General features: G+C 69.5%; 16 protein-coding genes. 10 read left to right on the forward strand and 6 right to left on the reverse strand.

Annotated elements, in window-relative coordinates:
* Window positions 1–104: 104 nt before the first annotated feature.
* A complete protein-coding gene (locus ACQGNW_RS06470) occupies window positions 105–1,067 on the reverse strand; it encodes a patatin-like phospholipase family protein (protein ID WP_426662314.1) in 963 nt (320 codons plus the stop codon).
* A 227-nt stretch (window positions 1,068–1,294) separates the two neighbouring features.
* Between ACQGNW_RS06470 and ACQGNW_RS06475 the strand changes: the two genes are divergently transcribed.
* From ACQGNW_RS06475 to ACQGNW_RS06510, 8 genes are all read left to right on the forward strand, one after another.
* A complete protein-coding gene (locus ACQGNW_RS06475) occupies window positions 1,295–2,548 on the forward strand; it encodes an efflux RND transporter periplasmic adaptor subunit (RefSeq protein ID WP_426662315.1) in 1,254 nt (417 codons plus the stop codon).
* Window positions 2,549–2,643: 95 nt separating this feature from the next.
* The gene (locus tag ACQGNW_RS06480) at window positions 2,644–3,408 is read left to right on the forward strand and encodes an ABC transporter ATP-binding protein (RefSeq protein ID WP_426662317.1); all 765 of its coding nucleotides are present in this window, start codon (window positions 2,644–2,646) and stop codon (window positions 3,406–3,408) included.
* A complete protein-coding gene (locus tag ACQGNW_RS06485) occupies window positions 3,405–5,861 on the forward strand; it encodes an ABC transporter permease (RefSeq protein ID WP_426662318.1) in 2,457 nt (818 codons plus the stop codon). Before ACQGNW_RS06480 ends, ACQGNW_RS06485 begins: the two co-directional genes overlap by 4 nt.
* 24 nt (window positions 5,862–5,885) lie before the next feature.
* Window positions 5,886–8,309 carry an ABC transporter permease gene (locus tag ACQGNW_RS06490; protein WP_426662319.1) on the forward strand — a complete coding sequence of 808 codons (2,424 nt, stop codon included), beginning with the start codon at window positions 5,886–5,888 and terminating at the stop codon, window positions 8,307–8,309.
* 24 nt (window positions 8,310–8,333) lie between these two features.
* The gene (locus ACQGNW_RS06495) at window positions 8,334–10,775 is read left to right on the forward strand and encodes an ABC transporter permease (protein ID WP_426662320.1); all 2,442 of its coding nucleotides are present in this window, start codon (window positions 8,334–8,336) and stop codon (window positions 10,773–10,775) included.
* Between the two features lie 2 nt (window positions 10,776–10,777).
* Window positions 10,778–13,183 (forward strand): ADOP family duplicated permease, encoded by a 2,406-nt coding sequence (locus ACQGNW_RS06500; protein ID WP_426662321.1) that lies wholly within the window; start codon window positions 10,778–10,780, stop codon window positions 13,181–13,183.
* Window positions 13,184–13,211: 28 nt separating this feature from the next.
* Entirely contained in the window at window positions 13,212–14,603 is a 1,392-nt protein-coding gene (locus ACQGNW_RS06505) for a sigma-54-dependent transcriptional regulator (RefSeq protein ID WP_426662322.1), read from the forward strand.
* On the forward strand, window positions 14,593–15,927 hold the full coding sequence (locus tag ACQGNW_RS06510) for a sensor histidine kinase (RefSeq protein ID WP_426662324.1): 1,335 nt from the start codon (window positions 14,593–14,595) through the stop codon (window positions 15,925–15,927). The genes ACQGNW_RS06505 and ACQGNW_RS06510 overlap by 11 nt, the downstream gene beginning before the upstream one ends.
* A gap of 96 nt (window positions 15,928–16,023) precedes the next feature.
* Here the strand turns inward: ACQGNW_RS06510 and ACQGNW_RS06515 are convergent, their stop codons facing one another.
* Both ACQGNW_RS06515 and ACQGNW_RS06520 read right to left on the reverse strand, forming a co-directional pair.
* Window positions 16,024–16,653 (reverse strand): glutathione S-transferase family protein, encoded by a 630-nt coding sequence (locus ACQGNW_RS06515; RefSeq protein WP_426662326.1) that lies wholly within the window; start codon window positions 16,651–16,653, stop codon window positions 16,024–16,026.
* Between the two features lie 43 nt (window positions 16,654–16,696).
* Window positions 16,697–18,565, reverse strand: a complete 1,869-nt coding sequence (locus tag ACQGNW_RS06520) for an ATP-binding cassette domain-containing protein (protein ID WP_426662327.1) — start codon at window positions 18,563–18,565, stop codon at window positions 16,697–16,699.
* Between the two features lie 204 nt (window positions 18,566–18,769).
* Here ACQGNW_RS06520 and ACQGNW_RS06525 point away from each other — a divergent pair, with 204 nt between their 5' ends.
* Both ACQGNW_RS06525 and ACQGNW_RS06530 read left to right on the forward strand, forming a co-directional pair.
* Window positions 18,770–19,906 carry a D-alanyl-D-alanine carboxypeptidase family protein gene (locus ACQGNW_RS06525; RefSeq protein ID WP_426662328.1) on the forward strand — a complete coding sequence of 379 codons (1,137 nt, stop codon included), beginning with the start codon at window positions 18,770–18,772 and terminating at the stop codon, window positions 19,904–19,906.
* A 151-nt stretch (window positions 19,907–20,057) separates the two neighbouring features.
* A complete protein-coding gene (locus ACQGNW_RS06530; protein WP_426662329.1) occupies window positions 20,058–22,949 on the forward strand; it encodes a serine/threonine-protein kinase in 2,892 nt (963 codons plus the stop codon).
* A gap of 6 nt (window positions 22,950–22,955) precedes the next feature.
* Here the strand turns inward: ACQGNW_RS06530 and ACQGNW_RS06535 are convergent, their stop codons facing one another.
* Genes ACQGNW_RS06535 through ACQGNW_RS06545 form a run of 3 tightly spaced genes read right to left on the reverse strand, consistent with a single transcriptional unit; the run spans window position 22,956 to window position 26,724 of the window.
* Window positions 22,956–23,495: a DUF6933 domain-containing protein gene (locus tag ACQGNW_RS06535; protein ID WP_426662330.1), complete on the reverse strand. Its 540-nt coding sequence runs from the start codon at window positions 23,493–23,495 to the stop codon at window positions 22,956–22,958.
* Window positions 23,492–24,673 carry a type ISP restriction/modification enzyme gene (locus ACQGNW_RS06540; protein WP_426662331.1) on the reverse strand — a complete coding sequence of 394 codons (1,182 nt, stop codon included), beginning with the start codon at window positions 24,671–24,673 and terminating at the stop codon, window positions 23,492–23,494. The genes ACQGNW_RS06535 and ACQGNW_RS06540 overlap by 4 nt, the downstream gene beginning before the upstream one ends.
* Window positions 24,674–24,681: 8 nt before the next feature.
* The gene (locus ACQGNW_RS06545; RefSeq protein WP_426662332.1) at window positions 24,682–26,724 is read right to left on the reverse strand and encodes an N-6 DNA methylase; all 2,043 of its coding nucleotides are present in this window, start codon (window positions 26,722–26,724) and stop codon (window positions 24,682–24,684) included.
* Window positions 26,725–26,731 lie beyond the last annotated feature (7 nt).

The following is a 26,731-nucleotide window of genomic DNA, read 5'->3' on the forward strand; positions in this document are numbered from 1 at the left end:
CATTGCCTGGACCGGCCATCCGCGGCAGGCACGCGCACGAGCCCGAGCCGCGTCGAGGACTCTTCACGGGTGACGGCGTGGCGCCGGGCGTTGCCGTGCAATCGTCAGCGGAACGCGAGGCGGGCTGCTTCCTGCCGGCCCTGGGCGAAACCGGCACGGGCGGCGGGGATGCGCGTCGCCGGATCCATCTGGTTCGTGCCCATGGCGGCGCGGGAATCGGCGTCCGGCGTGATCACTTCGACGCGGCTGCCCTGCGTGCGCAGAACCTCGACCTGGCTTGCCAGGTCGTTGCCCCATTCCGGTGACCTGCGCAGGCCCTCGAACTGGCCAGGCGGCAGCGGCCCGCTTCGTTCGCCGAACGGCGTGAGCACCACGACGTTCGCATAGCCCGCGGCGAGGTCGGCGTTGTCGGCGGAGCGCACGCCACCGTTGATGTAATGGGTACCGTCGATGCGGTGCGTGGGAACCATGCCGGGCAACGCGGTGGCCGCGGTGACCGCATCCGCCAGCGTGACGCCGGAATCGCGGTCGAACGCGGCCAGCTCGCCGGTATGGGCGTCGACGGCGACCACAATCATCGGCTTGTCCGGCCATTCGGGACGAGGCAGCCGGGAGGCGACCAGTGCCCGCCGCTGTTCCGCCGCCACGGGTCCGAGCACGGAATCGCTCTCGAGTCCGAATGCGCCCATGGCACGCCGCAGCTCGGCAGCCGAGGTGGCGGCGGCGCCGATCGCCCGCATCCGCTCGAACACCGCGGCCATCGGCAGGGACGGGGTTGGTGGCCGTTCCCGCCGCGGTCCGGCGGCTCGCGCCGGTTCCTCGGACAGCACCGCAGCCAGCAGATCGGCTGGCGATATGCCGCTGCGCACGTGGGCGGCGGCGGTCGCGCCGGACGACGTGCCGATCACCAGATCGGCGGCTTCCGCCATGTCGAGACCGGCGTCGGCCAGGCCGGCGATGATGCCGATCATCCACGCGTTCCCGGCGGCTCCGCCGCCACCGAGGACCAGGGCAAGGTTTTTATGGGCCATCCGCCACTGTCGCAGCAGGTGGACATCGCTGTCCATCGAAATGTCGGGGCCGCGCCTTGCGGCCGGATCCGCGGTCCCCGACTCCGTCCGTGTCCGGCGCGACTCGCGCCAGAGGCGCGGCCGCGGCGTCCACATGCGGACGCCGCCATCCGCAAGCGGACAACGCTGGCCCCGTTCTTTCCCTGGCGTGCACCGCCTGGCCTTGATCCGCAAGGCATTTCACTGGCGCCGGCGCTTGGCACGCGGCTTGCCAAGCATGCGGCATGGATATCGCGAACCCGACGTATGGCATCCGCAGGCGCCGCCGCCTGCAGCTGATGGTGGGCGGCGCCGCGCTGGTTGCGGCCGCGCTGGCCGCGCTGGTGTGGCGGCTGGGCCCGGCCTTGCCGGCAGCGGATCGCGGCAGCCTGTGGATCGACGCCGTGCAGCAGGGCGACATGCTGCGCGAGGTGCGCGCCACCGGCACCCTGGTGCCGCGCGAGATCCGCTGGCTGGCCGCGTCCACGCCGGCCCAGGTGGAGAAGGTCCTGGTGTGGCCGGGCACGCCCGTGCAGCCGGATACCGTGCTGATCCGGCTCGCCGATCCCGCCGTGGAGGACGCGCTGCGCAACGCGCAGGCGCAGGTGGCGGCGGCGCGGGCCGAGGTGGCCGCCAGGCGCGCCGAACTCGAATCGCAGTTGCTCGACCAGCGTTCCGCGGAGGCGCAGGCGCAGTCCGACTACGCCTCGGCCAAGGTCAAGGCGGACGCCGACGCCATCGCCGCGAAGGAGCACCTGATCCCGCGCGTGCAGTTCGAGCAGGGCCAGATTGCGTTGAAGCAGCTGCACGGGCGCATGCAGATCGAGCGGCAGCGCGTGGCCGCGTTCGCCGCCAGCATGAAGGCGCAGATCGACGCGGCGCAGGCGGCGCTGATGCAGCAGCAGAGCAACCTGCAGCTGCGCCAGCGCCAGGCCGATGCGCTGCAGGTGAAGGCCGGCATCGCCGGCGTGCTGCAGGAAGTGGCCGTGCAGGAAGGTGCCCAGGTCGCCGCCGGTGCCAATCTCGCGCGGGTGGCCAGGCCCGACGTGCTGATCGCACGGCTGCAGGTGCCCGAGGTGCAGGCCAAGGACGTGGCGCTGGGCATGCCGGTGAGCGTGGACACCCACAACGGCCTCGTCGACGGCAAGGTGGAGCGCATCGACCCGGCCGTGCGCAACGGCAGCGTGCAGGTGGACGTGGCGCTCACCGGCAAGCTGCCGGCCGGCGCACGGCCCGATCTTTCCGTGGACGGCCGCATCCTGATCGCGCAACTGCACGACGTGCTTTCCGTGGGGCGCCCCGCGCTGGCCCGGGCCAATGCCGACCTCAGCCTGTTCCGCCTCGACCCCGACGGCGACACCGCCACGCGCGTGCCGGTGCGCATCGGCGTGGCCTCGGTGGACCGCGTGCAGATCCTGCGTGGCCTCAAGGCGGGCGACCGGGTGATCCTTTCCGACGCCAGCCAGTGGGACAAATACGACCGCATCCGCTTGAAATGAACACCGCGCAGCAGCGCACCCTGTGCGCGACTGCGCTCTTCGCCGAATGCCCCATCGCGCACAGGGTGCGCTCCTACAAATCCCATGGAGCTTTTATGACCGAACCCGCCAGCGTCATCACCCTCAAGGATCTCCGCAAGGTGTTCCAGACCGACGAAGTGGAGACCCATGCGCTCAGCGACGTGCACCTCGACGTCGCGCGCGGCGAGTACGTCTCCATCTCCGGCCCGTCCGGCTGCGGCAAGACCACGCTGCTGTCCATCCTCGGCCTGCTCGACACCGCGAGCTCCGGCAGCTACGTGCTGAACGGCCACGACGTCGCCGGGCTCAACGCCGCACAGCGCGCACGCATCCGCAACGCTGAGATCGGCTTCATCTTCCAGGCGTTCAACCTGATCGGCGACCTCACCGTGCAGGAGAACGTGGAGCTGCCGCTCACCTACCGCGGCGGCATCGACGCCGCCGAGCGCCGCGCGCGCGTGCAGGAAGCGCTGGAGCGCGTGGGCATGGCGCACCGCATGCGCCATTACCCTGCGCAGCTCTCCGGCGGCCAGCAGCAGCGCGTGGCGGTGGCACGCGCGCTGGTCGGCAAGCCGGCGATCCTGCTCGCCGACGAACCCACCGGCAACCTCGACTCGCGCAACGGCGAGGCGGTGATGGCCCTGCTCGACGAACTGCACAAGGGCGGCGCCACCATCTGCATGGTTACCCACGATGCGCGCTACGCCGAACTCGCCCAGCGCAAGGTGCGCCTGTTCGATGGCCGCGTGGTCGACGAGGAAACCTTCGACCGCCTGCGTCGCGAAGACGAATCGCGCCTCGACGCGCTTATCGGCCAGCGCATCGAGGCCAGCGCATGAACATCTGGCTCGCCGAGGTCTGGCAGGCCTGGCGGGCCAGCCTGCGCCGGCCCGGCTTCCTGCTGCTGGCGGCGGCCGTGCTGGCGCTGGGCGTCGGCTCGGCCAGCGCCGTATTCACCCTGATCGACGGCGTGCTGCTGCGGCCTTTGCCTTATCCGGAACCGCATCGGCTGGCGGCGATCGGGTCCGTGCAGGAGGGTGGCGTGCAGGCCGTGTCACCGCAGCAGTACCAGCATCTGGCGGGCCTGCCTGGGGTGGGCTCGCTGGGTCTTTTCAAGGACGGGCAAACCCCCGCCAACATTTCCGGTCACGGTGAACCGGTGCAGGTGCCGGCGCTGGAAATCGACCACGGCCTGCTGCCCACGCTGCGCGTGCAACCGGCGCTTGGGCGAAACTTCAGCGCGCAGGAAGATCAGCCGCATGCCGTGCCGGTGGTGATGCTGTACCACGGCTTCTGGCTGCGCCGCTTTGGCGGCGATCCCTCGGTGGTCGGACAGACCATGGAAGTGGAAGGCGTGGCGCATACCATCGTCGGGGTACTGCCGGCCGGTTTCGACCTGGGCCAGGCCGACATCGCGTTGCCCACCGCCTTCCCCGCACACACGCAGGACGACGGCACCAACTACACCGCGGTCGCGCGGCTAGCTCCCGGCATCACGACCCGGATGCTGGGCGTCCAGGTCGATACCCGCCTGCATGCGCTCTATGCCGCGAGCCACAACAAATACTGGCGGCATGAGCATTTCGGCGCACAGGACTTCGGCGCGCAGCAGCACGCCGACCAGCGCTCCACGGCCCTGATGTGGCTGGCCTGCGCCTCGCTGTTGCTGCTGATCGCGATGGTCAACCTCACCAACCTGATGATGCTGCGTGCGATGCGCCGCAGCCACGATGCCTCGGTACGCGGCGCGTTGGGCGCCTCGCCGTGGCGGGTGGCCTTGCCTTCGGTGGCCGAAGGCGTGCTGGTCGGCGCGGTTGGCCTGTTGCTGGGGCAGGGTCTGGCGGCGCTGGGGCTAGGGGCCGTGCGGAGCTGGATGCCCGGCGGGATGGTGGCGGAGTGGGGAAGCCGGAATGGTCTGGGCCTTGGCTGGCAGGCCTGGGGGCTGGCCGCCGCGGTAGGTGTGTTTGGCGCCCTGGTCGCCACCGCGTTGGGCCTGTGGCGCGGCCACGCTGCGTTGTCGATGGACAGCCTGCGTGAAGGAGGGCGCAGCGGACTGAGCCGTCGCAGCGGTCTTGTGGGTCGGATGCTGGTGATCGCGCAGGTGGCGTTGGCTTCGCTGCTGCTGTGCACTGCCGGCGTGTTCATGCATACCTTGCTGGACAACGCGAGCGTGGACCTGGGCTACGACGCGAACCACGTGCTCACGTTCGAGCTGGCGCCGATCAAGACCACCTATCCGGATGCCGCATCGGTACGGATCCTGTCGCAGCGACTGGTGGAGCGGCTGCGGCAGATTCCGGGCGTGCGCTATGCGGCGGCGGGCACCAACCTGCCTGCCGGCGACTTCAGCGGGCAGTGGAACATCGGCGGCCTGCACCTGCCGGGCGGCGAGGCGTTCAACGAGCAGTTCCGCAGCATCAACCCCGGCTATTTCGCCACGTTCGGCATCCGTCTGCGGCAAGGGCGGCTGTTCGCACGCAGCGACGTGCACGGCAGCGAGGCGGTGGCGATCGTCAACCAGGCGTTCGCCGATGCGCATTACGGCGGCCACGCGCTCGGACAGACGATCCAGCAGAACGCATTCGACGCGTCGCAGGCCGGCACGGAGATTGTCTCGGCGCGCATCGTGGGCGTAGTGGCCAACACCTACCAGTTCGGCCCGCAAAACCCCGCTTCCGTCCTGCCCATCCTGTACCTGCCGCTGGCGCAGACGCCCGCGGACGACATCGACATCTTCCGCAGCTACGAACCCATGCGCTACGCGATCCGGGTACAAGGCAACCCCGACGGCTACCGCGATGCGGTGAAGCGGGCGTTGGCCGAGGTCGCGCCAGGGCAGCCGATCAGCCACCTGCGCAGCATGGCGTGGGTCGTTCGCGACACCACCAGCGACACGCGGTTCAACCTCATGTTGATCGGCCTCCTCGGCGGCCTGGCCCTGCTGCTGGCCGGCGTGGGCATGTACGCCGTGATGGCGGTGGCGGTAGCTGCGCGCGAGCGCGAGTTCGGCGTGCGGGCCGCGCTGGGAGCGGCGCCGCTCAAGCTGCTGCTGGTAGTGCTGTGCGGCGGCCTGTTGCAGATCGGGCTGGGCCTGCTGGCCGGCGTGGTGCTGGGCGCGCTTGGATCAGGCGTGCTGCGCGCCGTGGTGGCGCAGCTCGGGCGCAGTGTCTTCGATCCATGGGCCATCCTCGCCGCCTGCGTGGTGCTGGCCTGCGCGGGCGTACTGGCTTGCCTGGTGCCGGCCGTGCGCGCAGGACGCACCGCGCCGATGCGTGCCTTGCGCGGGGAGTGAGGCGATGGAAGAGGGCGCTCGCGCATGAACATCTGGCTCGTCGAGATCTGGCGCGCATGGCGGGCGATGCTGCGCCGCCCCGGTTTCCTGCTGCTGGCGAGCGGGGTGCTGGCGCTGGGCATCGGCGCCAGCGTGGCGGTCGCCACGCTGATCGACCAGGTGCTGCTCCAGCCGCTGCCGCTTCCCGATGCGTCGCGGGTGATCGTGGTCGGGCCCGTGTTCGATGGGCAACGCGTGGAGTCACCCCTGCAGTACCAGCACCTGATGCCGCTCAAGGGCGTCGAGTCGACCGGGGCGACGTTGTTCTCCAGGCCCAACGTCAACATCACCGGCGGCAGTCGCCCCACGGTCGTGTCGGCCGCCTATATCGACCGGGGCATGTTGCCGACCCTGGGCCTGCATCCGTTGCTCGGGCGCAATTTCACGGCGCAGGAGGACGCGCCGCATGGGCCGCACGCAGTCATGCTTGGCTACGGGTTCTGGCAGCGCCGTTATGGCGGCAGTCCCCAGGTAGTGGGGCAGACGCTGGATGTCGAGGGCGTGGGCTACACCATCGTCGGCGTATTGCCCGAATCCTTCGACAGCCTGTCCTTCAGCGGCGACGTGGCGCTGCCGCTGGCGCTTCCGCCGCAGGATACGGTCGACGGCCTCAACGATATCGCGCTGGTGCGGCTCGCCGCAGGTGCACGCCCACAGGCCGTGGCGGCGGCGATGGATGCACATCTGCATGCCATGTATGCCGCGCTGGGCTCCAGGTACGTGGAGAACTGGAAAGGAGTGCGGTTCGGCGCGCAGCCGATCGCGGCATGGCAGCACGCGAATGCGCACGCCACGCTGATGCTGTTCATGGCCTGCGCACTGTTCGTGTTGCTGACCGCCCTGGTGAACCTGGTCAACCTCATGCTGCTGCGCGCGCTGTCGCGCTCGCATGACAGTGCGGTGCGCGACGCATTGGGGGCATCGCGGCTGCGCTTGGTGCTGCCGGCGCTGGCGGAAGGCTTGCTGGTCGGCGCCATCGGCGCGCTGGCTGGCATGATGCTGGCGTGGACGGGGCTGCACGGGTTGCAAGGCGCGGTGTCGGCGGATTGGCTGCCCGGTGCAGGTATCCGCATGCCGGTGTGGATTGGGCTGGCGGCAGCCGCTGTTGCGATGGTGGTTGCCGTCTCCGCTGCGGCGTTCGGCGTCTGGCGCAGCCAGGCGACCATGGCCGGCGAAGCATTGCGCGAGGGCGGACGCAGCGGACTCGACCCGCGCGGCGGCCGGCTTGGTCGCGTGCTGGTCGTGGCGCAGATGCTGCTGGCCACGGTGCTGTTGTGCGGCAGCGGGCTGCTTCTGCATGGCCTGTACAAGGCATCGGCTACGCCGCTTGGCTTTTCGAGCGCGAACATGCTCGCCTTCGATCTGGCGCCGGTGCGGGCGGACTACCCCGACGCGCCGTCGGTGAATGCGCTTGCCGAGAAGCTGGTGCGTCGCCTGGAGGCGATTCCCGGCGTGACCGTCGCAACGGTCGCCACCAACCTGCCGACGGGTTCCGGCCATGCGTTCAACACGAACGTGTTCAGGGTCGGCGGCGAGCGCGTGGACATGGATTACTTCGGCGTCGGCCCGGAGTATTTCGGGTTGTTCGACATTGCCGTGCTCCGTGGCCGTGCTTTCACGCGCGACGACGTGCGCGGCGGCGAGCAGGTGGCGATCGTCAATCGCACCCTGGCCAAGCGGATGTACGGCGGCCATGCGCTGGGCGAGCTCATCCGCGAGGATGACGGACGGTCGGCGCGCATCGTCGGGATTGCCGCCGATACGCGCCAGTCCGGCCCGCTGCAGCCGGCGCCAGGCATCGTCTACGTGCCGCTGGCGCAGATCCCGAACGACGACCTGGATTTCATCCGCTACTTCATGCCGATGCGCGTCGTCCTGCGCGGCCATGGCGACCCCGGGCAGTGGCGCGTCGCGGTGCGCGCGGCGGTGGCGCAGGTCGCGCCCGATCAGCCGATCTCCGGCTTCCGCAGCATGGAGCGGATCGTGCGCTCGACCATGGCCGACACGCACCGGACTCTCTTGCTGGTCGGCGTGTTCGCGGCGCTGGCGCTGCTGTTGGCGATGGCCGGGATGTATGCGGTGATGGCGGTGGCGGTGGCCGCGCGCGAGCGCGAGTTCGGCGTGCGGACGGCCCTGGGGGCCGTGCCGGCACGCCTGATGTGGCAGGTGTTGCGAAATGGAATCGCGCAGATCGCCGTCGGCCTGGTGGTCGGCATCGCCATCGTGCTCGGCATGTCGCGGCTGCTGGCGCAGCTTCTGGTGTCGCTGGCGGGGCGCGGCAACACCTTCGATCCGGTGGCGCTGGGCGGCGCCTGTGTGGTGCTCGCCGTCGCGGGCCTGCTCGCCTGCCTGCTGCCGGCCCTGCGCGCGTCGCGCGTGGCACCGATGCGCGCCTTGCGCGGGGAGTGAAGCGATGGAAGGGAGGGCTCGCGCATGAATATCTGGTTCGCCGAGATCTGGCGCGCATGGCGGGCCATGCTGCGCCGCCCCGGTTTCCTGCTGCTGGCGAGCGGCGTGCTGGCGCTGGGGATCGGCGCCAGCGTGGCGGTGGCTGCGCTGGTCCAGGACAGCCTGTGGCGGCCCTTGCCGGTACCGCGGGCGTCGCGGCTGGTGGTGATCGGCAACATGCGCGACAACGGCCAGGTCGACACCATTTCGCCGCACGAGTACCAGTCGCTCGGCAAACTGGAGAGCGTGGCTTCGCTGGCGCTGGAGCGGCCGGGCTCGACCGTGAACGTGGCAGGCGCGGGCGTGCCGGCGCAGGTGCCGGTGATCTACATGGATCGGCACCTGCTGCCGACGCTGGAGCTCAGGCCGGTGCTGGGGCGCAATTTCTCCGCGGCCGAGGACAGCCCGCACGGGCCGCCAGCGGTGCTCATCAGCCATGGTTTCTGGCAACGCCGCTACAACGGCACCCACGACGTCATCGGCATGCGACTCGACGTCGAGGGCATGCCGCATACCATCGTGGGCGTGCTGCCGGCGGCGCTGAATACCGTGCTCGGCCCCGGCGACGTGGTTTTGCCGATGGCGCTGCCGCTGGTCAGCTACGACGTCAACCGCAACGGCCACACGGCGATCGCGCGGATGGCACCCGGTGCGACGATCGCCACGGTGTCCGCCGAGGCCGATGCACACGAACGCACGATGTTCCGCGAGATGGGCATGGGCGGCAACTGGAAGAAGCCGCGTTACCGCGCCGAAAGCCTGGCCGCCGCCGTGCAGCAGGATGCCCGGCCGTTGCTGCTGCTGTTCCTGGCTGGCGCGCTGCTGGTGTTGCTGATCGCGCTGGTCAACCTGGTCAACCTGATGCTGGTGCGCTCGCTGTCGCGCCACCATGATCTCGCGGTGCGCAGCGCGCTGGGCGCCTGGCGGCTGCGGCTGCTGTTGCCGGCGCTGGGTGAAGGCCTGCTGGTCGGCGGCTGCGGCGCGCTGCTGGGCATGGCGCTGGCGACGACCGGCCTGGCCTTGCTGCGAGGCTATATTCCCGCCCGGTGGCTGTGGCATGGAGGCCTGCAGGTCGGCGCGATGGCGTGGGCGCTGGCCTTCGCGATGGGCTTGCTGGGCGCGCTGCTGGCGGCGGGCCTGGCCCTGTGGCGTAGCCGGCATGCGACGCCGGCGGACGAGTTGCGCGAAGGTGGGCGCAGCGGGATCGGCCTGCGTGGCGGCCGTCTGGGGCGCCTGTTGGTGGTGGCCCAGGTGGCGCTGGCGGCGATGCTGCTCAGCGCGGCCGGCGTGTTGGTGCATGTGCTGCACGGTGCGTCACAGCTGGAGCTGGGCTTTGCCGACGGCAACGTGCTGACCTTCGATCTGGCGCCGGTGCAGGCGGACTACCCGGATGCCGCTGCGGTGCAGGCGCTGGCGCAGCGCTTGATGCAACGACTGAAGACGATCCCCGGCGTCACCGACGCGGTGGCGACCACCACCCTGCCGATCAGCCACGGCATGCTCGAGCAGGGCCAGACCCAGGTGACCCTGCCGGGCGGTGAGACCTTCCTGACGCAATACCACGGCATCGAGCCCGGCTTTTTCAAGTTGTTCGGGATTCCGCTCATCCGGGGGCGAACCTTCACCCGCAACGACGCGCGCGGCAGCGAGGGCGTGGTGATCGTCAGTCAGGATCTGGCCGACAAGTATTACGGCGGCCACGCGTTGGGCAGGATGATCGACGTGCATGGCGTCGGCGATGCGATGCGGACGGCGCGCATCGTCGGCGTGGTGGGCGCGACCTACCAGATGGGGCCACTGCAGCAGAGGCAGCCGGTGCTGTACGCGCCGTTGGCGCAGGTTCCCGAGAGGATGATGGCGCTGTTCCGCAGCCTCGAGCCCCTGCGTTTCGCGCTGCGCGGCCACGGCAGCATGGCCGACTGGCGCGCCGGCGTGCGCGAAGCCCTGGCGGAGATCGCGCCTGGGCAGCCCATCGGCAACTTGCGCTCGCTGCACAGCATCGTGCGTGCGACCACCGCCACCGCGCGGCTCAGCCTGTGGCTGATCGGCCTGTTCGCCACGCTCGCGCTGCTGCTGGCAGCGGCGGGTTTGTACGCGGTGATGGCGGTGGCGGTGGCGGCGCGCGAACGCGAGTTCGGTGTGCGCATGGCGCTGGGTGCGGCGCCTTCGCGCCTGCTTGTGCTGGTGTTGCGCGGTGGCCTGTTGCAGGTCGCGGTTGGGCTGGCGCTGGGCATCGGAGCGGCGTGGCTGGTGGCGCATGCCGTGTCGCAGGTGCTGATGACGCTGGTCGGTCGCGGCGGCGCATTCGATCCGCTGGTGATGCTGGGCGTGGCCGTGGTGCTGGCCATCGCAGGGGGCGTCGCCTGCCTGTTGCCGGCCCTGCGTGCGGCGCGCGTGGCGCCGATGCGCGCCTTGCGGGGAGAGTGACGATGGTCGTGCGCGAATTAGGCGAAGCGTGGCGACGACTGGCACGGCGACCTGGCTACGCCTTGCTGTCGGTTGCGGTGCTCGGCGTTGGACTGGGCGTGGTGCTGTTCCTGTTCACCACCGTCAATTCGCTGATCCTGCAGCCATTGCCGTTTCCCGATGTCGAGCGGCTGGCGACGGTGGGCGAACCCCGATCCAACACCATCGGCGGGATGGACAGCGACCAGTATCTGGCGCTCAAGGACAAGCTGCGCAGTCTGGATGCGATGGGGGCGTTCGACACCGTCGGCGTCAATCTCGACGACGGCACCGGGGCAGCCCATTACCGTGGCGCACCCATGACGGCGCAACTGATGCACATGCTGGGCGTCCGGCCATTGCTTGGGCGCGGGCTGGCCGCCGGCGACGATGCATCCGGTGCGCCGCGCGTGGTGGTGTTGAGCGAACCGCTCTGGCGCCGCGCGTTTCATGCCGATCCGCACATCCTCGGGCGCAGCGTGCGCGTCAATGGCGAGTGGGCCAGCGTGGTCGGGGTGCTGCCTGCCAGGTTCAATTTCCCCGGTGGCATCCAGCTCTGGCTGCCGCTGCGTTTGCAGGCCGGGCAGCATCGCGAGATCGATGTCGTGGGTCGGCTCGCACCTGGCGTCCGGATGAGCGGCGCGCGTGCGGAACTGGATGCCTGGGCGGCACGACTCGGGCGCGACCTGCCGCTGGGCATGCATGCCGAACCACTGGTCATCGGTTCGCTGGCCGCGGGCTTCGTGCCCAGGGACATGGTGCGCTGGGTATGGCTGATGTTCGGCGCCGGTGTACTGGTATTGCTGCTGGCATGCATCAACGTGGGCAACCTGCGGTTGGTGCAGACACTGCAAAGACGCCATGAAATGGCCCTGCGCAGTGCCCTGGGCGGCTCGCGGGCGCGCCTGATGATGGGGGTGCTGGCCGAAAGCCTGTGGCTGGGGGCGGCCGCGCTGGCGTTGGCGTTTCCGATCACGCGCGCGTGCGGCGACTGGCTCCATGCCACATGGGTGAATGCACATCCTGAGCAGACGCTGTTCGTGCATGGCATCGATGGCCAGGTGGTGGTCTTCGGCATCGTGGTGGCACTGCTGGGCACGGCGCTCGCCGCCGGCATTCCCACTTGGCGCGTGTCGCGTGTCGACCTGCAGGATGCCCTGCGTGACGGCAGCAAAGGCTCCGGCGGCGGCTTCGTGCGCGTCACCCGGTTGATGGTGGTGGTCGAGGTGGCGCTGACGGTGGTGTTGCTGGTCGGCGCCGGCACCTTCGTGCGCGCCGTCGACACATTGCTGGCCACGCCGAATGTGGGCGCCGCGCACGCCTCGCACGTGCTCACGGCCAACGTGGCGTTGCCGCCCGCGCTGTATCAGAAGGATGCACAACGCATCCGCTTCTTCCACGATGTGGTGGAGCAGTTGCGCCATGATCCGGGCGTGGTGGACGCCACCGCATCCAATGCGGTGCCCAGTGCGGTACTGGGCAGCCATGAGGATGTGTCGCTGCCTGGCCACGCGCAACCGCAGGATGGCTGGCCGCGCGCGCAGATGGCCATCGCCGATCCGCATTTCCTCGATGCCTATGGGGTGCGCCTGCTCGAGGGCCGCTTCTTCGATGCGCGCGACCGCGCGGACAGCGCGCCGGTAGCCGTGGTGGACGCCAAGATGGCCGATGCGATGTGGCCGCACGATGACGCACTGGGCCGCAAGCTGGTGCTCTGGCCAGGCCGGCCGCAGGCACGCAGCCTGACGGTGGTAGGCGTGATCGAGCCTTTGCAGCTGGACGGCCTGCTGGAAAAATCCCTGCCGGGCCTGCTGCTGCCACTGGAGCAGTCCGCGGGCCAGCAGCCGCTGCACGGTGTAGGTCTGGCGGTACGCACTCATGCCCGGGCCGGGAGCTTCGTGCAACAGCTGGATCGAGCCGTGCACGGGGTTGATCCGCAGGCGGCCGTGTACGCGCAGGCGAGCCAGGCCCGCGACATGGCGCAATCGCGCCTGGGTCTGAGCGTGCTTGCGGATGTATTCGCGGCGCTGGGGTTCATGGCACTGCTGCTGGCGGCGGCCGGCCTGTACGGCGTGCTGGCGTTCTCGGTGGAACAGCGCACGCGCGAAATCGGCATCCGCCGCGCCATCGGCGCCGGCGGCGGGGCGATCGTGGTGCAGGTGGGGCGCCGGTTGTTCTGGCAACTCGGCTTTGGACTGGTGATCGGCCTGGTGCTGGCTTGGCCGTGGTCGGGAATGCTGGCCGATCCGGGGCTGCACACGCGCGCCCACGATCCGGTCGTATTCGTGCCGGTGCTGCTGGTGGTGGTCGGGGTATCCGCGCTGGCCGCGCTGGTGCCGCTGCTGCGCGCGCTGCGCGTGGACCCGGCCGTCGCGTTGCGCTACGAGTGATCGCTACACTGCACGGATGAGCGACGGCATGGCACGCGAACCGACACCCACCATCCTGATCGCCGACGACCAGGCCGACGTGCGCGAGGCGCTGCGCCTGCTGCTGAAGGCCGAGGGCATCGCCAGCGTGGGCGTGGCCGATCCGGCGGCCGTGCTGGAAGCGGTGCGCAGGCGCGAGTTCACCTGCGCGCTGATCGACTGCAACTACTCGCGCGACACCACTTCGGGCGAGGAGGGGCTGGACCTGCTGGAGCGCCTGCGCCAGCTGGCGCCCGAGGTGCCGGTGGTGGCGATGACCGCGTGGGGTAACGTGCCGCTCACCGTGGAGGCGATGCGCCGCGGCGCCGCCGACTTCATCGAGAAGCCGTGGGACAACGCGCGCCTGGTCAGCGTGCTGCGCGCACAGGTCGCGTTGGCCGAGGGCGCCCGCCGGCAGCGCCGGCTGGAGGCGGAGAACGCGCTGCTGCGTGGCGAGGCGGGCGAGGAATTCATCGCCGAGTCGCCGGCGATGCGCCGCGTGCTGGCGCTGGTCGAGCGTATCGCGCCCAGCGACGCCAACGTGCTGGTGCTGGGCGAGAACGGCACCGGCAAGGGGGTGATCGCGCAACTGCTGCACCGGCGCTCGCCGCGCGCGGCCCGCTCGCTGGTCAAGGTCAACATGGGCGGCATCGCCGAGAGCGTGTTCGAGTCCGAGATGTTCGGCCACGTGCGCGGCGCCTACACCGACGCGAAGAGCGAGCGCATCGGCCGCTTCGAGCTGGCCGACGGCGGCACGCTGTTCCTCGACGAGGTGGGCAACGTGCCGGCCGCACAACAGCCGAAGCTGCTGCGCGTGCTGGAGGAGGGCGAGTTCGAGCGGCTGGGCTCCTCGCGCACGCAGAAGGTGGACGTGCGGCTGGTTTCCGCCACCAACGCGGACCTGCAGGCCGAGGTGGCCGCGGGCCGCTTCCGCAAGGACCTGCTCTATCGCCTCAACACGCTGGAAGTGCGCCTGCCGCCGCTGCGCGAGCGCGCGGAGGACATCCTGCCGCTGGCGCGAGCCTTCCTGGCCCGTCACGCGCAGCGCTACGGCCGCGACGGCGTGCGGCTGGCGCCTTCGGCCGAACGGGCGCTCAGCGGCTGGCGCTGGCCCGGCAACGTGCGCGAATTGCAGCACCTGATGGAACGCGCCGTGCTGCTCGCCGAGCACGACGAGGTGGCGGCGGCCGCGCTGGCCTTCGGCGAGGCCGCCGCGCAACCCGCCGCCGATCTCGACGGCATGACGCTGGAGCAGGCCGAGGCGCACCTGGTGCAGCGCGCGCTGGAACGCTTCGAGGGCAACCTGCAACGCGCCGCCGACGCGCTGGGCATCACCCGGCAGTCGCTGTACCGGCGGCTGGAGAAGCACGATCTGCGCGACGCCGGCGGCGATGCCGGCTGAACCCGCCGCGCTGCGTGCCGGGCGCATGCCGCGTTTCGAGCGGCGCGTGCTGCTCGGCAGCCTGCTGGTGGCCACGCCGGGTTTGCTCGTCGCCCTCATGCTGGCCCAGGCCGCGTGGGACGCCTCGCTGCGCTGGATGTGCATCGCTGCCGCCGTCGTTGCCACGCTGCTGCTGGCGCGCTGGCAGTATCGGCGCGTGGTGTTTCCGCTGTACACGCTGTCCGGTTTGCTGGAGGCGCTGCGTCAGGGCGACTACAGCCTGCGCGGCGTGCAGGGCGGCGTGCTGGGCGACGCGATCTACGACATCAACGCGCTGGCCGAGCGGCTGCAGCGCGAGCGGCTGGAGTTCGAGGAATCCTCCTACCTGCTCGGCAAGACGCTGGCCGCGCTGGACAGCGCGGTGTTCGTGTTCGACGAAGGCCTGCGGTTGCGCCTGCTCAACCCGGCGGCGCAGCGCCTGCTGGATGCCGAGCGCCATCGGCTGTTCGGGCTGAGCGCCGCGGAGCTCGGTCTGGCCCCGCTGCTGGAGGGGCCGACCGCGCGCCTGCTCGCGCATGTGTTTCCGGGGCGCAGCGGGCGCTTCGAGATCCGCCACGCGGCGCTGCGCAGCGGTGGCCGTGGCGGGCAACTGCTGGTGGTCAACGACGTGGGCCGCGTGTTGCGCGAGGAGGAGCGCGCGGCGTGGCAGCGCCTGCTGCGCGTGCTGGGCCACGAGGTCAACAACTCGCTGGCGCCGATCCAGTCGATGGCCGGCACGCTGGCCACGCTGGCGGCGCGCGATCCGCTGCCGGATGACTGGCGCGAGGATTTCCGCGGCGGGCTGGAGCTGATCGGCCACCGCGCCGAGGCGCTGGGGCGCTTCCTTTCCAGCTACAGCAAGCTGGCGCGCCTGCCGCCGCCGCAGCCGCGCGCGGTGGAACTGGCCGGGCTGGTGGCCAAGCTCGCGAGGCTGGAGCAGCGGCTGGCGGTCGTGGTCGAGGCGGGCGAGCCGCTGACCCTGCAGGCCGACCCCGACCAGCTCGAACAGGCGCTGATCAATCTCCTGCGCAACGCGGTGGAAGCCGCATTGCCCGGTGGCGGAGTTCGGGTGCGCTGGCGACGCCGCGACGAACGCGCATGCATCGAGGTCGAGGACGATGGCCCCGGGCCGCCGTCCAGCGACAACCTGTTCGTGCCGTTCTTCACCACCAAGCCCGGCGGCTCCGGCATCGGCCTCGCGCTGGCGCGGCAGATCGCCGAGGCGCACGATGGTGGCGTCAGCCTGCTGCCGCGCGACGGCGCCCGCGGCGCGTTGGCCACCCTGTGGCTGCCGCTGCCGCCGTAGGAGTACGCCGGCGGCGATGCTTTTGCCCCGATGCGGCGAGGCCAGGGCAACACCCGCCGCCGGACTCCCGCGGGACCGGGTGTGCGTCGCTTGGGCCTACGCCCACTCCACCAGGCCTTCTTCCTCGCACATGCGCCGCCATGATGGCCGCTCCTTGAGCCGGCTGGCGAGGGCGGCGACGTGCGGCCATGCGGTGGCGGGCCGGGGCATGTTGCGCGCCCAGCGCATCAGCATCAGCGCGTACAGGTCCACCAGGCTGAAGCGCTCGCCCAGCATGTACGGGCCGCGCGCGCCGAGGTGCGCGTCGATGTAGTCCCAGCATTTGCCGATGCCGATGCGCGAGTGTTCCCTGATGGCATCGCCGCCCACGGCGACATGGTCGTTCGGGTAGAACCACTGGCGGAACAGCGGCTGCAGGGTGTTGGCGAGGTAGAGCATCCACTGCAGGTAGTCCGCGCGCTGCGCCGTGCCGGCTGGCGGCGCCAGCGGCGCTTCCGGGTGGCGCTCGGCCACCAGCAGCGCCAGCGCAGCGGCCTCCATGTACGGCCTGCCGTCGACCACGAGCGTGGGCACCACGCCGTGCGGATTGACGGCGAGGTAGGCCGGGCTGCGCTGCTCGCCGTTCTCGATGTCGATGCGCTTGAGTTCGTAGGGCGCGCCGGCCTCGATCAATGCAAGGTGCACGACGAGGTTGGCGGAGCCGGGGGCGTAGTAGAGCGTGTACACGGGCGATGTCCTTGCTTGGCAACCCGACGATGATACGCCTCGCTCAACCGTCCAGTTCCGCCCAGCGCGCGTAGGCGTTTTCCAGTTCCACCTGCAGTTTCGCCAGCGCTTCGTTCGCCTTGACGATGGCGGCGCTGTCCTGCTGGAAGAACGTGGGGTCGTTCATCGCCTCGCCGCTTGCGGCGATGTCCGCCTCGAGCTGCTCGATGCGCGTGGGCAGCTGCTCCAGTTCGCGCTGGTCCTTGTAGCTGAGCTTGCGCCTGGTTTCGGGCGCAGGTGCGGGCGGCGGCGCCGGAGCGGCGACCCTGGCGGCCGGTGCGGGGGTGGCGGCCACCGCCGCAGGCCGCTGCCGCAGCCAGTCGCTGTAGCCGCCCACGTATTCGCCGACCTGGCCGTCGCCCTCCAGCACCAGCGTGCTGGACACCACGTTGTCGAGGAAGGCGCGGTCGTGCGAGACCAGCAGCAGGGTGCCCTGGTAGTCGGTGAGAAGCTCTTCCAGCAGTTCCAGCGTTTCCACGTCGAGGTCGTTGGTGGGTTCGTCCATGACCAGCAGATTCGACGGCTGCGCGAACAGCTTGGCCAGCAGCAGGCGGTTGCGTTCGCCGCCGGAAAGCCGGGTGATCGGCGCGCGGGCGCGCTCGGGCGAGAACAGGAAATCCTGCAGGTAGCCGATGATGTGCTTGCGCTGGCCGCCCAGCTCGATGTACTCGCGGCCCTCGGCCACGTTGTCCAGCGCGTTCTGCGTGTCGTCGAGCTGCAGCCGGTGCTGGTCGAAGTAGGCGATCTGGATGCCGGTGCCCAGCGTGGCGCTGCCGCGCTCGGGCTTCAGTTCGCCCAGCATGATCTTGAGGAGGGTGCTCTTGCCGGTGCCGTTGGGGCCGATGATGCCGATGCGGTCGCCGCGCATCACCGTGGTGGTGAGGTCGTCGATCAGCACGCGCCCGCCGTAGCTCTGGTGCACGTGTTCCAGATCGATCACCTTCTTGCCGGAGGCCTGCGCGTTGGCCGCGGTCATTTTCACGTTGCCGCCCAGCTCGCGACGCTCCGCGCGTTCCACGCGCAGTGCCTTCAGTGCGCGCACGCGGCCTTCGTTGCGCGTGCGGCGGGCCTTGATGCCCTGGCGGATCCACACTTCTTCCTGCGCCAGCTTCTTGTCGAACAGCGCGTTGGCCTGCGCCTCGGCGTGCAGGCGTTCCTCGCGGCGGCGCAGGTAGTTGGCGTAGTCCCCGGGCCAGTCGGTGAGCGCGCCGCGGTCGATCTCCACGATGCGCGTGGCCAGCGCCTGCAGGAAGCTGCGGTCGTGGGTGACGAAGACCAGGCTGCCGTCGAAGGATTTCAGGAAGCCTTCCAGCCAGCCGATCGCCTCGATGTCGAGATGGTTGGTGGGCTCGTCCAGCAGCAGCACGTCGGGCTTGCGCACCAGCGCCTGCGCCAGCAGCACGCGGCGCTTCATGCCGCCGGAGAGCGCGACGAAGTCGGTATCGGCGGGGAGTTCCAGCCGGGTCAGCACCTCGGTGACGCGGCGGTCGAGGTCCCAGCCGTGGCGCGCTTCGATCTGCGCCTGCACCTCGCCCAGCGCATCGAGGTCACCTTCATGCAACAGGTGGTGGTAGCGCGCCAGCAACTGGCCGAGGTCGCCCAGGCCCTCGGCCACCACGTCGAACACGCTGCCGGCGGTACCCTGCGGCACTTCCTGCGCCATGCGTGCGATCACCGTACCGGTCTGCACGCGCACTTCGCCGTCATCGGGCTTCAGCTCGCCCGCGATCAGCTTCATCAGGGTGGATTTGCCTTCGCCGTTGCGGCCGACGATACAGATCCGCTCATGACGGTCGATGGAGAGATCGACGTGTTCGAGCAGGAGAGGGCCGCCGATCGAGAAGTCGACGTGTTGCAGCTGGATCAGGGACATCTGCGCATTCTAGTGGGTGCCGGGGCCTTGCGGCTTCCCCTAACCGGATTTGCTTCAAAACAATATCATTGCAGAACATCGACTTAACGAATTTATTTCAAGTCTTGCCTATGGAATTTGCCGTGGCCTTGCGTTAAGGTCGCGCCCACGTGGGGTAATGTTGCGGTCTGCTGTTTGCGAGGTAGTCGGGTGGCCATCGAATCCATGAGGCAGGGGGGAATCCTGGGTCGGCTGCGTGCGATGCTGCTGCTGGCGCTGCTGTGCGGCCTCGGCGCGTTCACCGCTGCGGCGCATGCCGGATACGCGGCCATCGTCGTCGACGGCACCGACGGCCAGATCCTGGAACAGGTCAACGCCGATCACCGCGACTACCCCGCCTCGCTGACCAAGATGATGACGCTCTACCTCACCTTCCAGGGGCTGAAGAGCGGCAAGCTGACACTCGACCAGCCGATGGCGGTGTCCGCCTGGGCGGCGGGCAAGTCGCCCACCAAGCTGGGCCTGCGCGCTGGCCAGACCATCTCGGTGCGGGACTGCATCCTCGGCATGGTCACCAAGTCGGCGAACGACGCCGCCACCGTGATGGCCGAGGGCATCGGCGGCAGCGAGAGCCACTTCGCCGAGATGATGAACGCGCAGGCTGCGCTGCTCGGCATGAGCGACACGCATTTCGCCAACGCCTCCGGCCTGCCCGATCCCGACAACACCTCCACCGCGCACGACCTGGTGAAGCTGGCGATGGCGCTGTATCGCGACTTTCCGCAGTACGCGCATTTCTTCGCCACCCAGGAGTTCGTGTTCCGCGGCCACATCGTGCGCGGCCACAACAACCTGATGTACCGCTATCCCGGCATGGACGGCCTGAAGACCGGCTTCACCGACGCTTCCGGCTTCAACCTCGCCTCCACCGCCGTGCGCGACGGCCACCGCCTGTTTGCCGTGGTGCTGGGCGGCCGCACCGCCGCGGGACGCGACAGGCTGATGGCACGCCTGCTGGATGACGGTTTCGAGGGACGCCAGACGCCGCCGTTGCTGGTGGCCGAAGCCGCCGGCGTGCGTCCCGGTAGCCGTGCCGCCCGCATCCTGGAGGCGATCTCGCCGATCCGGACAGCCGAGGCGGATACCGTGCCGGCCTCGGAACGCCGGCCCGGGCCGATCCGCAAGGAGGGCCACGGCAAGCCGGTGGCCGTGGCGAGCCGCCGCTGCGGCTCGCGCGGCAGCGCCTGCCGGCGTGGCCCTGCGCACCGCACACGCCGCACCGCGACCCGCCTCGCCGTCCACCATCCGCATGCCAGGAAGCAGCCGGTCGTGGTCGCCTCGCGCCGCGACACCGACGGCTAGGTTCCGCTCGCGGCGCATCCCTCCCGCTCTCCCGGCGCAGCCGGGCCGGCTTGGCCCGACATCGGTCCGATGGCTTATCCTGTGCCGCTGAAACGCGCGGCATGGCTGCTGCACCGCGTGCACCATGCGTGCAGCGCACACAGGGGGAACCATGACCGGTCAGCCGACCGACCGCTACCTGCGGGCCAAGTACATCGCCATGAGCGCGCTGGAAGTCGACGCGTCCGGGCGCGATGCCGCGATCGCGCGCGAATGCGGCGACGACGAGGCGTTGGCGCGCGAAGTGCGCTGGATGGTTGCCGCGATCGAGTGCAGCCATACCGCCACGTTGCCGCTGCTGCCGGGTGACACGGTCGACCTGAGCGGCCTCGACGCGCAGGCTGCCGCGCCGCTCCGCTACCGCCTGGTACGCCGCGTGGGCGAGGGTGGCATGGGCGTGGTCTACCTCGCCGAGCGCGTGGATGCGGGCTATGCGCAGCAGGTGGCGCTGAAGGTGCTGGGCGCCGCGGCGGTGAGGTCGCCGATGCTGCTGGAACGCTTCGCGCGCGAACGGCAGCTGCTGGCGCGGCTGGAGCACCCGGGCATCGCGCGCCTGCTCGACGGCGGCCTGTTCTCCGACGGCCAGCCTTTCCTGGCGATGGAATACGTCGAGGGCGAGCGCATCGACGAGTGGTGCGACCGGCGGGGGCTGGACCTGCGCGCCCGCATTGCACTGTTCCTCAAGGTCTGCGCCGCGGTCGAGTATGCGCACCGCAACCTGGTGATCCACCGCGACCTGAAGCCCGCCAACATCCTGGTCGATGCGCAGGGCCAGCCCAAGCTGCTGGACTTCGGCATCGCCCGCCTGATCGACGCCGAAGCCACCGAAGCCACGCTCACCGAAGCCGGCCAGCGTGCGCTGACCCTGGCCTACGCCAGCCCCGAGCAGATCGAGCAGCAGCCGCTGACCACCGCGGTGGACGTCTACGGCCTGGGCATGGTGCTGTACCAGCTGGTCGCGGGACGGCGACCCTGGCAGCACATCACCACGCCGCACCAGCTGAGCCACGCAATCGTCGCGGGCGAGATCGTGCCGCCCAGCCGCAGCGCGAGGCAGGCGGATGCGAACGGCGACGCCGCGCTGCGCTGCACGGTGCCGGCCGACATCGACGCGATCGCGCTGAAGGCGCTGCGTCGCCGGGCGGGCGAGCGCTACGCCACGGTGGGCGCGCTCGCCGCCGACCTGCGTAACTGGCTGGAGCAGCGGCCCGTGCAGGCGCGACGCGGACGCCGCCTGTACCGCCTGCGCCGCTTCCTGCAGCGCAACCGCTGGCCGTTGACCGCCGCCGCGGCGTTGGTGCTCAGCGTGCTCGCCGGCCTTGCGACCTCGCTGTATTCGCTGCACCAGGCGCGCGTGCAGCAGCGCCTGGCGGAGCAGCGCCAGCGGCAGCTGGAACGCATGGTGCAGTTCCAGCAGTCGATGTACGACAGCGTGGACATCGGCGCGATGGGGCATGCCGTGGTCGCAGCCACGCAGCGGCAGGTCGAGGCGGCACTGGCACCGGCCGCAAAGGGCGCCCCGGCAGCCGGCGGCGCACTCGACGACGCCTTCGCCAACGTGCAGGCCACCGACATCGCGCGTTCCGCGTTCGACACCTACGTGGTGACGCATACGCTGGACAGCCTGGATCGCGCCTTCCCCGATGCGCCGCAGCTTGCCACCGACCTGCGCCAGTCGCTGGCGCGCGTGCTGCTGGGCATCGGCAGCTATGCGCACGCGGCTGACGAGCTGCGCGAAGTGGTGGCCGCGCGCGGGCGCGAGCGAGGTGATTCGCGCGACCTGCTTTCCGCCCGCGTCGACCTGGCGCGCGCGCTGGAGGCGCAAGGACAGACCAACGAAGCGGCAGGCCTCTACGCCGGCACCGCCCGGCAGGCCGAAGCACTGGCGTCCACCGACGAGCTGCGCATCGCCGCCGAGGCCGGCAGCGCACGCATGCTGGTGGCTCAAGGGCATCAGCAACAGGCGTTGACGGAACAGCAGGCCCTGTACGCCGAATTGAAGCCGAAGCTGCCCGCCGCTGACCACGGCCTGATGCAGCTGCGGCGCGATCTGGTCGACACCCTGGTGCAGATGGGGCGCCGCCGCGAGGCGCGTGCGGAACTGGAGCCGCTGTTGGCGCTGGACACGCGCGTATTGGGAGCAGAGAACCCCGAAACGTTACGTGCCAAACTCACCTTGGCCAAGCTGCTGCGCTCGCAGGGCGAGTTCGAGCGGGCGCAGGACATGGCGACGCAGGTGGCGGCGGTACGCGCGCGACGGCTGGGGGCCGAGCATCCCGACACTCTGGACGCGCGCTACGAGGCGGCCATCAATGCCGTCAAACTGACCAACGACGAAGCAGGGCTGGCAAAGCTGCGCGCCACGCTGCAGCACATCGTGGACATGCGGCGAGTCAGCTACGGTGCCGACAATCCGCAGACGATCTCGGCGATGACAGGCGTGGTGGCGCTGGTCGCAAAGCAGGGCGACATTGCGCCCACCGACCGTGCGGCGCAGCGGTACTACGCGCAGGCCACTACGCTGGAGCATACGGTGCTGGATTCCCACCTGCGCCAGCTCGGTCCGGATCACCCTCATACCCTGCTTGCGCGCGGCAGCCTGGCCAGCCTGTTGGACAAGGCAGGCCAGTACAAGCAGGCGCTGGTGCAGGCCGAGCAGACCCTGGCTGGCCAGCGCCGTACACTTGCACCGGACGATCCGATCATGCTTGGCACCACGAACATGATCGGCGACATCAGAAGCGACATGGGTGATTGGCCAGGCGCCCGCGACGCCTATCGGCAGGTGCTGGAGGTCCGCGCCAAGCGCTTCGGCGATACCGCGCCGCACACCATCGAAAGCGCCTCGCGGCTGTATTACGCGTTGGCCGAGCTGCACGATGCCTCCGCTGCCGCCGCTGTGCGCAGGCGTTACCTCGACCCGGTGATCGCGATGGACCCGAAGACGCTCAACGCCGCCATGCGCAGCGTGCGCGACGAGGCGATCCGCATGCTGAAACCGTAGCACCCGTCAGTGCAGCGTCGTCGCAGGCGGACGGGACGCGATGCCCGGCAGGTGTCGGCGCAGCAAATCCGTGGCGTAGTGATAATCGCGGCCGAGGTCCTTGCGCGAAAACGGGGTTTCCAGCATGCGCTGGGCCACCTCGAACGCGGTGAGGTGGTTCCAGGCGAATTGGGCCCATGCCTCGTACTTGCGCTGGTTCATCGAGGCGACCAGGCTACGGTTCGTGTTGCGCGCGAAAGCCGGCGGCAATCGCCACGCGTCAAGCTCCGCCTCGGCAAAGGCGCCGCCGATGTCGCACGCGGCGAACAGGAAGCGGAGTTGCTTGGCTGCCATCTCGTGCAAGCGTTTCAGGTCAGCCACACGGGCCGGCAGCACCAGCACAACGCCGGTGGCCGCGTTCATCAGCAGCGCGAACGGCTGGCGGTCGATGAAGTCGATGTCCGCGCACCACTCGCCCAGCGGGTTGTCGGCGGGCGGTGGCTCCGGCGACGCGGATGGCAGACGCAGGCGCTTCAGGAGTTTCTGCGAGCAGCGGACGACGGTCACAAGTCGAGCCCGTGGGAGGCCGACTGCTTCGGCGCGCTGCGCCACTGTTCCGGTACTGGGCCGAGCATGGAGGCGTCAAGCAGCGGGCCGGCGAGGATGGCGTCGAGCAGCGTGGATTGGGTCGGCTGCAATTCGACCGTGCGCGTCAGCAGGTTAAGCAGGCGCAGGAACTCGCTGGTGTACTCGCCGCTCCATTCCTTGGGCGCGATCTCATCCAGTGGCGAAGATTTCTTGCCCTTGCGGTTCCTCATGCGATAGCCGAGCCAGGATTGCACCACCTTCAGGCCCGATACCTCGTAATCCCACACGGCCTTCGGCACCGGGCCGAATTCACCAGTGCCGACGGAGATGACCTGCCGCGCCTCGTCATAGGCGAACTTCTCCGGCAAGCCACCGGCAGGCACGGCTTTGATGCATTTTGCCGACGGTGCCGGCCAGCTTTGGCCGTTCGCGCAGCGCTCGCCGTAGCTGTGCAGGAACAGCAGCTCGCGCCCCAGTGCCACGGCGCGCGCGAACCGCGTTGCGTCGGCGGTGAGTGGTACGTGCAGTTCGCGGCTTTCCAGTTCCTTGTGGAAACGCGCGGTGAAGACTGGTTGTGCCAGCGCCGCGTACAGATAGGCGGCGACGTCTTCGGCGGTGATCGATGCCCCGAAGGTTTTCTGCAGCAGCGGAAGCAATTGCGGATGCAGGTTGGGCTGCGTGGCGGCGGCGTCGCGGTAGAGCGGAAAGATGTCTTTCGCGCCAAACGAGCCGCGGAAGTAGTGCAGGTCGGGCACGTTCGCACTGACTGTCAAGGCAGGGCCGATGTTGAGCGGCTGGGTGAAGACGCTAGCGAAGAAGAACTGCCTGGGTGAAAAACTCTGCCAGAGGGGCTGGCGAGGGCGAGACAAGAGCCGGCCATCCGCGATGATGAACTGGCGATCGAAACTTCGATAGCCGTAGGGCTGCGGTGCTGGGCAAGACATGTCTGTGGGAAGGCTTCCGATAGCCGTCGTATCCGGGCAGGCGGGATGAAATTGCGGATAGCTGGAAGCGATCAGGCGATCCGTGCTTTCTTTGAAGGCTTCCGAACGATCCTTGGATTCCAGCAAGATTTTCCAGCGCGTCTCCAGTACATCCGGACTAGAAGCGATGGGCCATACGCGCTTGCCTTGCACTCCCGAGTGCTGCCACGGCATCAAATCCGTCAGCAGCGGCCAGTCGAAGTAATCCCCCTGCCCGCGGGCCGGAACGGCGCCTGCCAATCGTCGGGGCAGTCGGCGAAAGCCAGCCCGTCCAGCGACTGCAGGGCTTCCAGCGCATGCAGCTTGGCTGCGCGCGCGCCCTCGATGCGCGCGTAATGCGTTTTCGCGGGTGTGGCCGGTTGCGGGCTGCCGTAGCGCACGGCAATGGTGATGGCCACCGGTGTCTGGATGGCGAACACGTTGTCGTCCTTGCGCGTGCCGCGGCCTTCGCCGCCCAGGTCGATGACCCAGATTTCGTCGCACACCGTGCGCATGTGCTGGCGCAGGCCGAGGAAGGCGTCGCCGTCGATGAACGAGCTGGCGGTGATGTAGGTGACGATGCCGGGGCCGGTGGCGAGGTCGTGCTCGAAGGTCTTCCACAGTGCCCAGCGCCAGAAGTAGACGTAGAGGTTGTAGAGGTTCTTGAGGTCGTTGCCGTGGCCGGCGGCCTTCACGGGCGCGATGAAGTCGTCGAGGATGGCGTCGCTGCCGTTCTTGCTTTCGCCCCAGCGTACCCAGCCGCCAGCCATCGCTTGGTTGTCGGCGGTGGCGGCGGCGTGGCGGTCGTAGGGCGGGTTGCCCAGGCAGACCAGGATCGGCACGGTCTCCTTCACGCGCTTGGCGCGCTTGTGCTCCAGTCCGATGGGTTGGTACAGCAGCGGCAGTTCCGGGATCTTCTCGTGTGGCGATTCCAGTGTATTGGTCAGCATCACCTGCACGCCGTCGCTGGGCACGTGGCCGCCGTACTGCTGCAGCATGCGCGTGAGTCGTAGCGCAGCTACCGCGTAAGGGCCGACCATGATCTCGAAACCGTACAGCGCGCCGCCCAGCACGTCGGCGCGCGCGGGTACCGCGCCGGGGCCTTCGATCTCCGATACGCGCGCGAGCGCATGTTCGACGATGCCGAGCAGGTAGGTGCCGGTGCCGACCGCCGGGTCGAGCACGTTGACGCCGCCGGTGGCGAAGCCCATCGGCTTGTGCATGCGCGTGCGTAGCAGGTCGTCGACGATGCGCACTTGCGCCTGCACCACTTCCACCGGCGTGTAGTAGGCGCCGGCGTCTTTGCGAAGGTTGGGGTCGTAGGCGGCGAGGAAGTCTTCGTAGAAGTGCAGCCATGGGTCGCGTCGGCCGCCGCTCATGGTGCCCGTGGGCACCGCGTGGATGACTCGCTGCAGCATGCCCAGCGAAGTGCTCAGGTGCTCCTTCACCAGTGGGTCGGTGAGCACGGACAGCGCGCGCGACAGCAGGGTATTGGCGTGGGTGAGCGAGGCGATCGCCTCGTCGAGGAACAGTGTGTCGCTGCCATTGGAGCGCGCCAGCAGCAGCGAGAAGGTGACGGTTTGCGCATAGGCGTCGGCGAAGCGGTCGTCGTCCGCGCCGGGGAACAAGTAGCGGCGCCAGTCTTCCGCGGCCGCGACTACGCCCGAGGCCTTGTTACGCAGGGCGTCGCGCACGTCGTCGCGCAGGATGCGGCACAGCGGTGCGAGGTATTCGGCGAGCTGGGCGGAACTGCGCGGCACCACCGGTTCCCAGCTCAGGAAATCGCGGATCAGCGCGTCGAATTGTTTGGCACTGTCGGCATCAACGGCGGTGGCGCCCAAGCTGCACGGGTCGTGCAGCAGACGGAACTGGCGCTCCTGCTTGCCTTGACGGTACAGCGCGAATTCGCGCCCGTCGCTGTAGACGATGTTAGGCAGGTTGCGGAAGCGTTCCCACTGAGCCTTGTCGTGGCCGGTGTAGCCGGCCGTGTTGGCGCCCTTGCCAGGCGCCTTGAGTTCCGCATAGCCGCACAGCAGCTTGTCGGCCGAGATACCGAAATCCGGGCGGCCGCCGCGGTTGTCGAGCAGGGTCTCGCCTATGGCCAGCACCGCGACGCCGGCGGCCTTGCCGGCTTCGACAAGTAGTTGTTCGAACGGTGCACGCAGTTGATCTTCCGATTCGCCTTTGACATGGGTCGAGAATTTCTGTTGCAGCGTCTGGGCGAACTGTTGCAAGGCTGTGTACATGGGGCGA

It is taken from the genome of Rhodanobacter aciditrophus (assembly GCF_050026795.1).
Classification (GTDB): Bacteria; Pseudomonadota; Gammaproteobacteria; order Xanthomonadales; family Rhodanobacteraceae; genus Rhodanobacter_A.

What these genes read in the sequence shown, in the direction of transcription:
- ACQGNW_RS06470 (WP_426662314.1), bottom strand. Translation starts at nt 1,067, where the DNA reads ATGGACAGCGATGTCCACCTGCTGCGACAGTGGCGGATGGCCCATAAA.
- ACQGNW_RS06475 (WP_426662315.1), top strand. Translation starts at nt 1,295, where the DNA reads ATGGATATCGCGAACCCGACGTATGGCATCCGCAGGCGCCGCCGCCTG.
- ACQGNW_RS06480 (WP_426662317.1), top strand. Translation starts at nt 2,644, where the DNA reads ATGACCGAACCCGCCAGCGTCATCACCCTCAAGGATCTCCGCAAGGTG.
- ACQGNW_RS06485 (WP_426662318.1), top strand. Translation starts at nt 3,405, where the DNA reads ATGAACATCTGGCTCGCCGAGGTCTGGCAGGCCTGGCGGGCCAGCCTG.
- ACQGNW_RS06490 (WP_426662319.1), top strand. Translation starts at nt 5,886, where the DNA reads ATGAACATCTGGCTCGTCGAGATCTGGCGCGCATGGCGGGCGATGCTG.
- ACQGNW_RS06495 (WP_426662320.1), top strand. Translation starts at nt 8,334, where the DNA reads ATGAATATCTGGTTCGCCGAGATCTGGCGCGCATGGCGGGCCATGCTG.
- ACQGNW_RS06500 (WP_426662321.1), top strand. Translation starts at nt 10,778, where the DNA reads ATGGTCGTGCGCGAATTAGGCGAAGCGTGGCGACGACTGGCACGGCGA.
- ACQGNW_RS06505 (WP_426662322.1), top strand. Translation starts at nt 13,212, where the DNA reads ATGGCACGCGAACCGACACCCACCATCCTGATCGCCGACGACCAGGCC.
- ACQGNW_RS06510 (WP_426662324.1), top strand. Translation starts at nt 14,593, where the DNA reads ATGCCGGCTGAACCCGCCGCGCTGCGTGCCGGGCGCATGCCGCGTTTC.
- ACQGNW_RS06520 (WP_426662327.1), bottom strand. Translation starts at nt 18,565, where the DNA reads ATGTCCCTGATCCAGCTGCAACACGTCGACTTCTCGATCGGCGGCCCT.
- ACQGNW_RS06525 (WP_426662328.1), top strand. Translation starts at nt 18,770, where the DNA reads ATGAGGCAGGGGGGAATCCTGGGTCGGCTGCGTGCGATGCTGCTGCTG.
- ACQGNW_RS06530 (WP_426662329.1), top strand. Translation starts at nt 20,058, where the DNA reads ATGACCGGTCAGCCGACCGACCGCTACCTGCGGGCCAAGTACATCGCC.
- ACQGNW_RS06540 (WP_426662331.1), bottom strand. Translation starts at nt 24,673, where the DNA reads ATGCCGTGGCAGCACTCGGGAGTGCAAGGCAAGCGCGTATGGCCCATC.
- ACQGNW_RS06545 (WP_426662332.1), bottom strand. Translation starts at nt 26,724, where the DNA reads ATGTACACAGCCTTGCAACAGTTCGCCCAGACGCTGCAACAGAAATTC.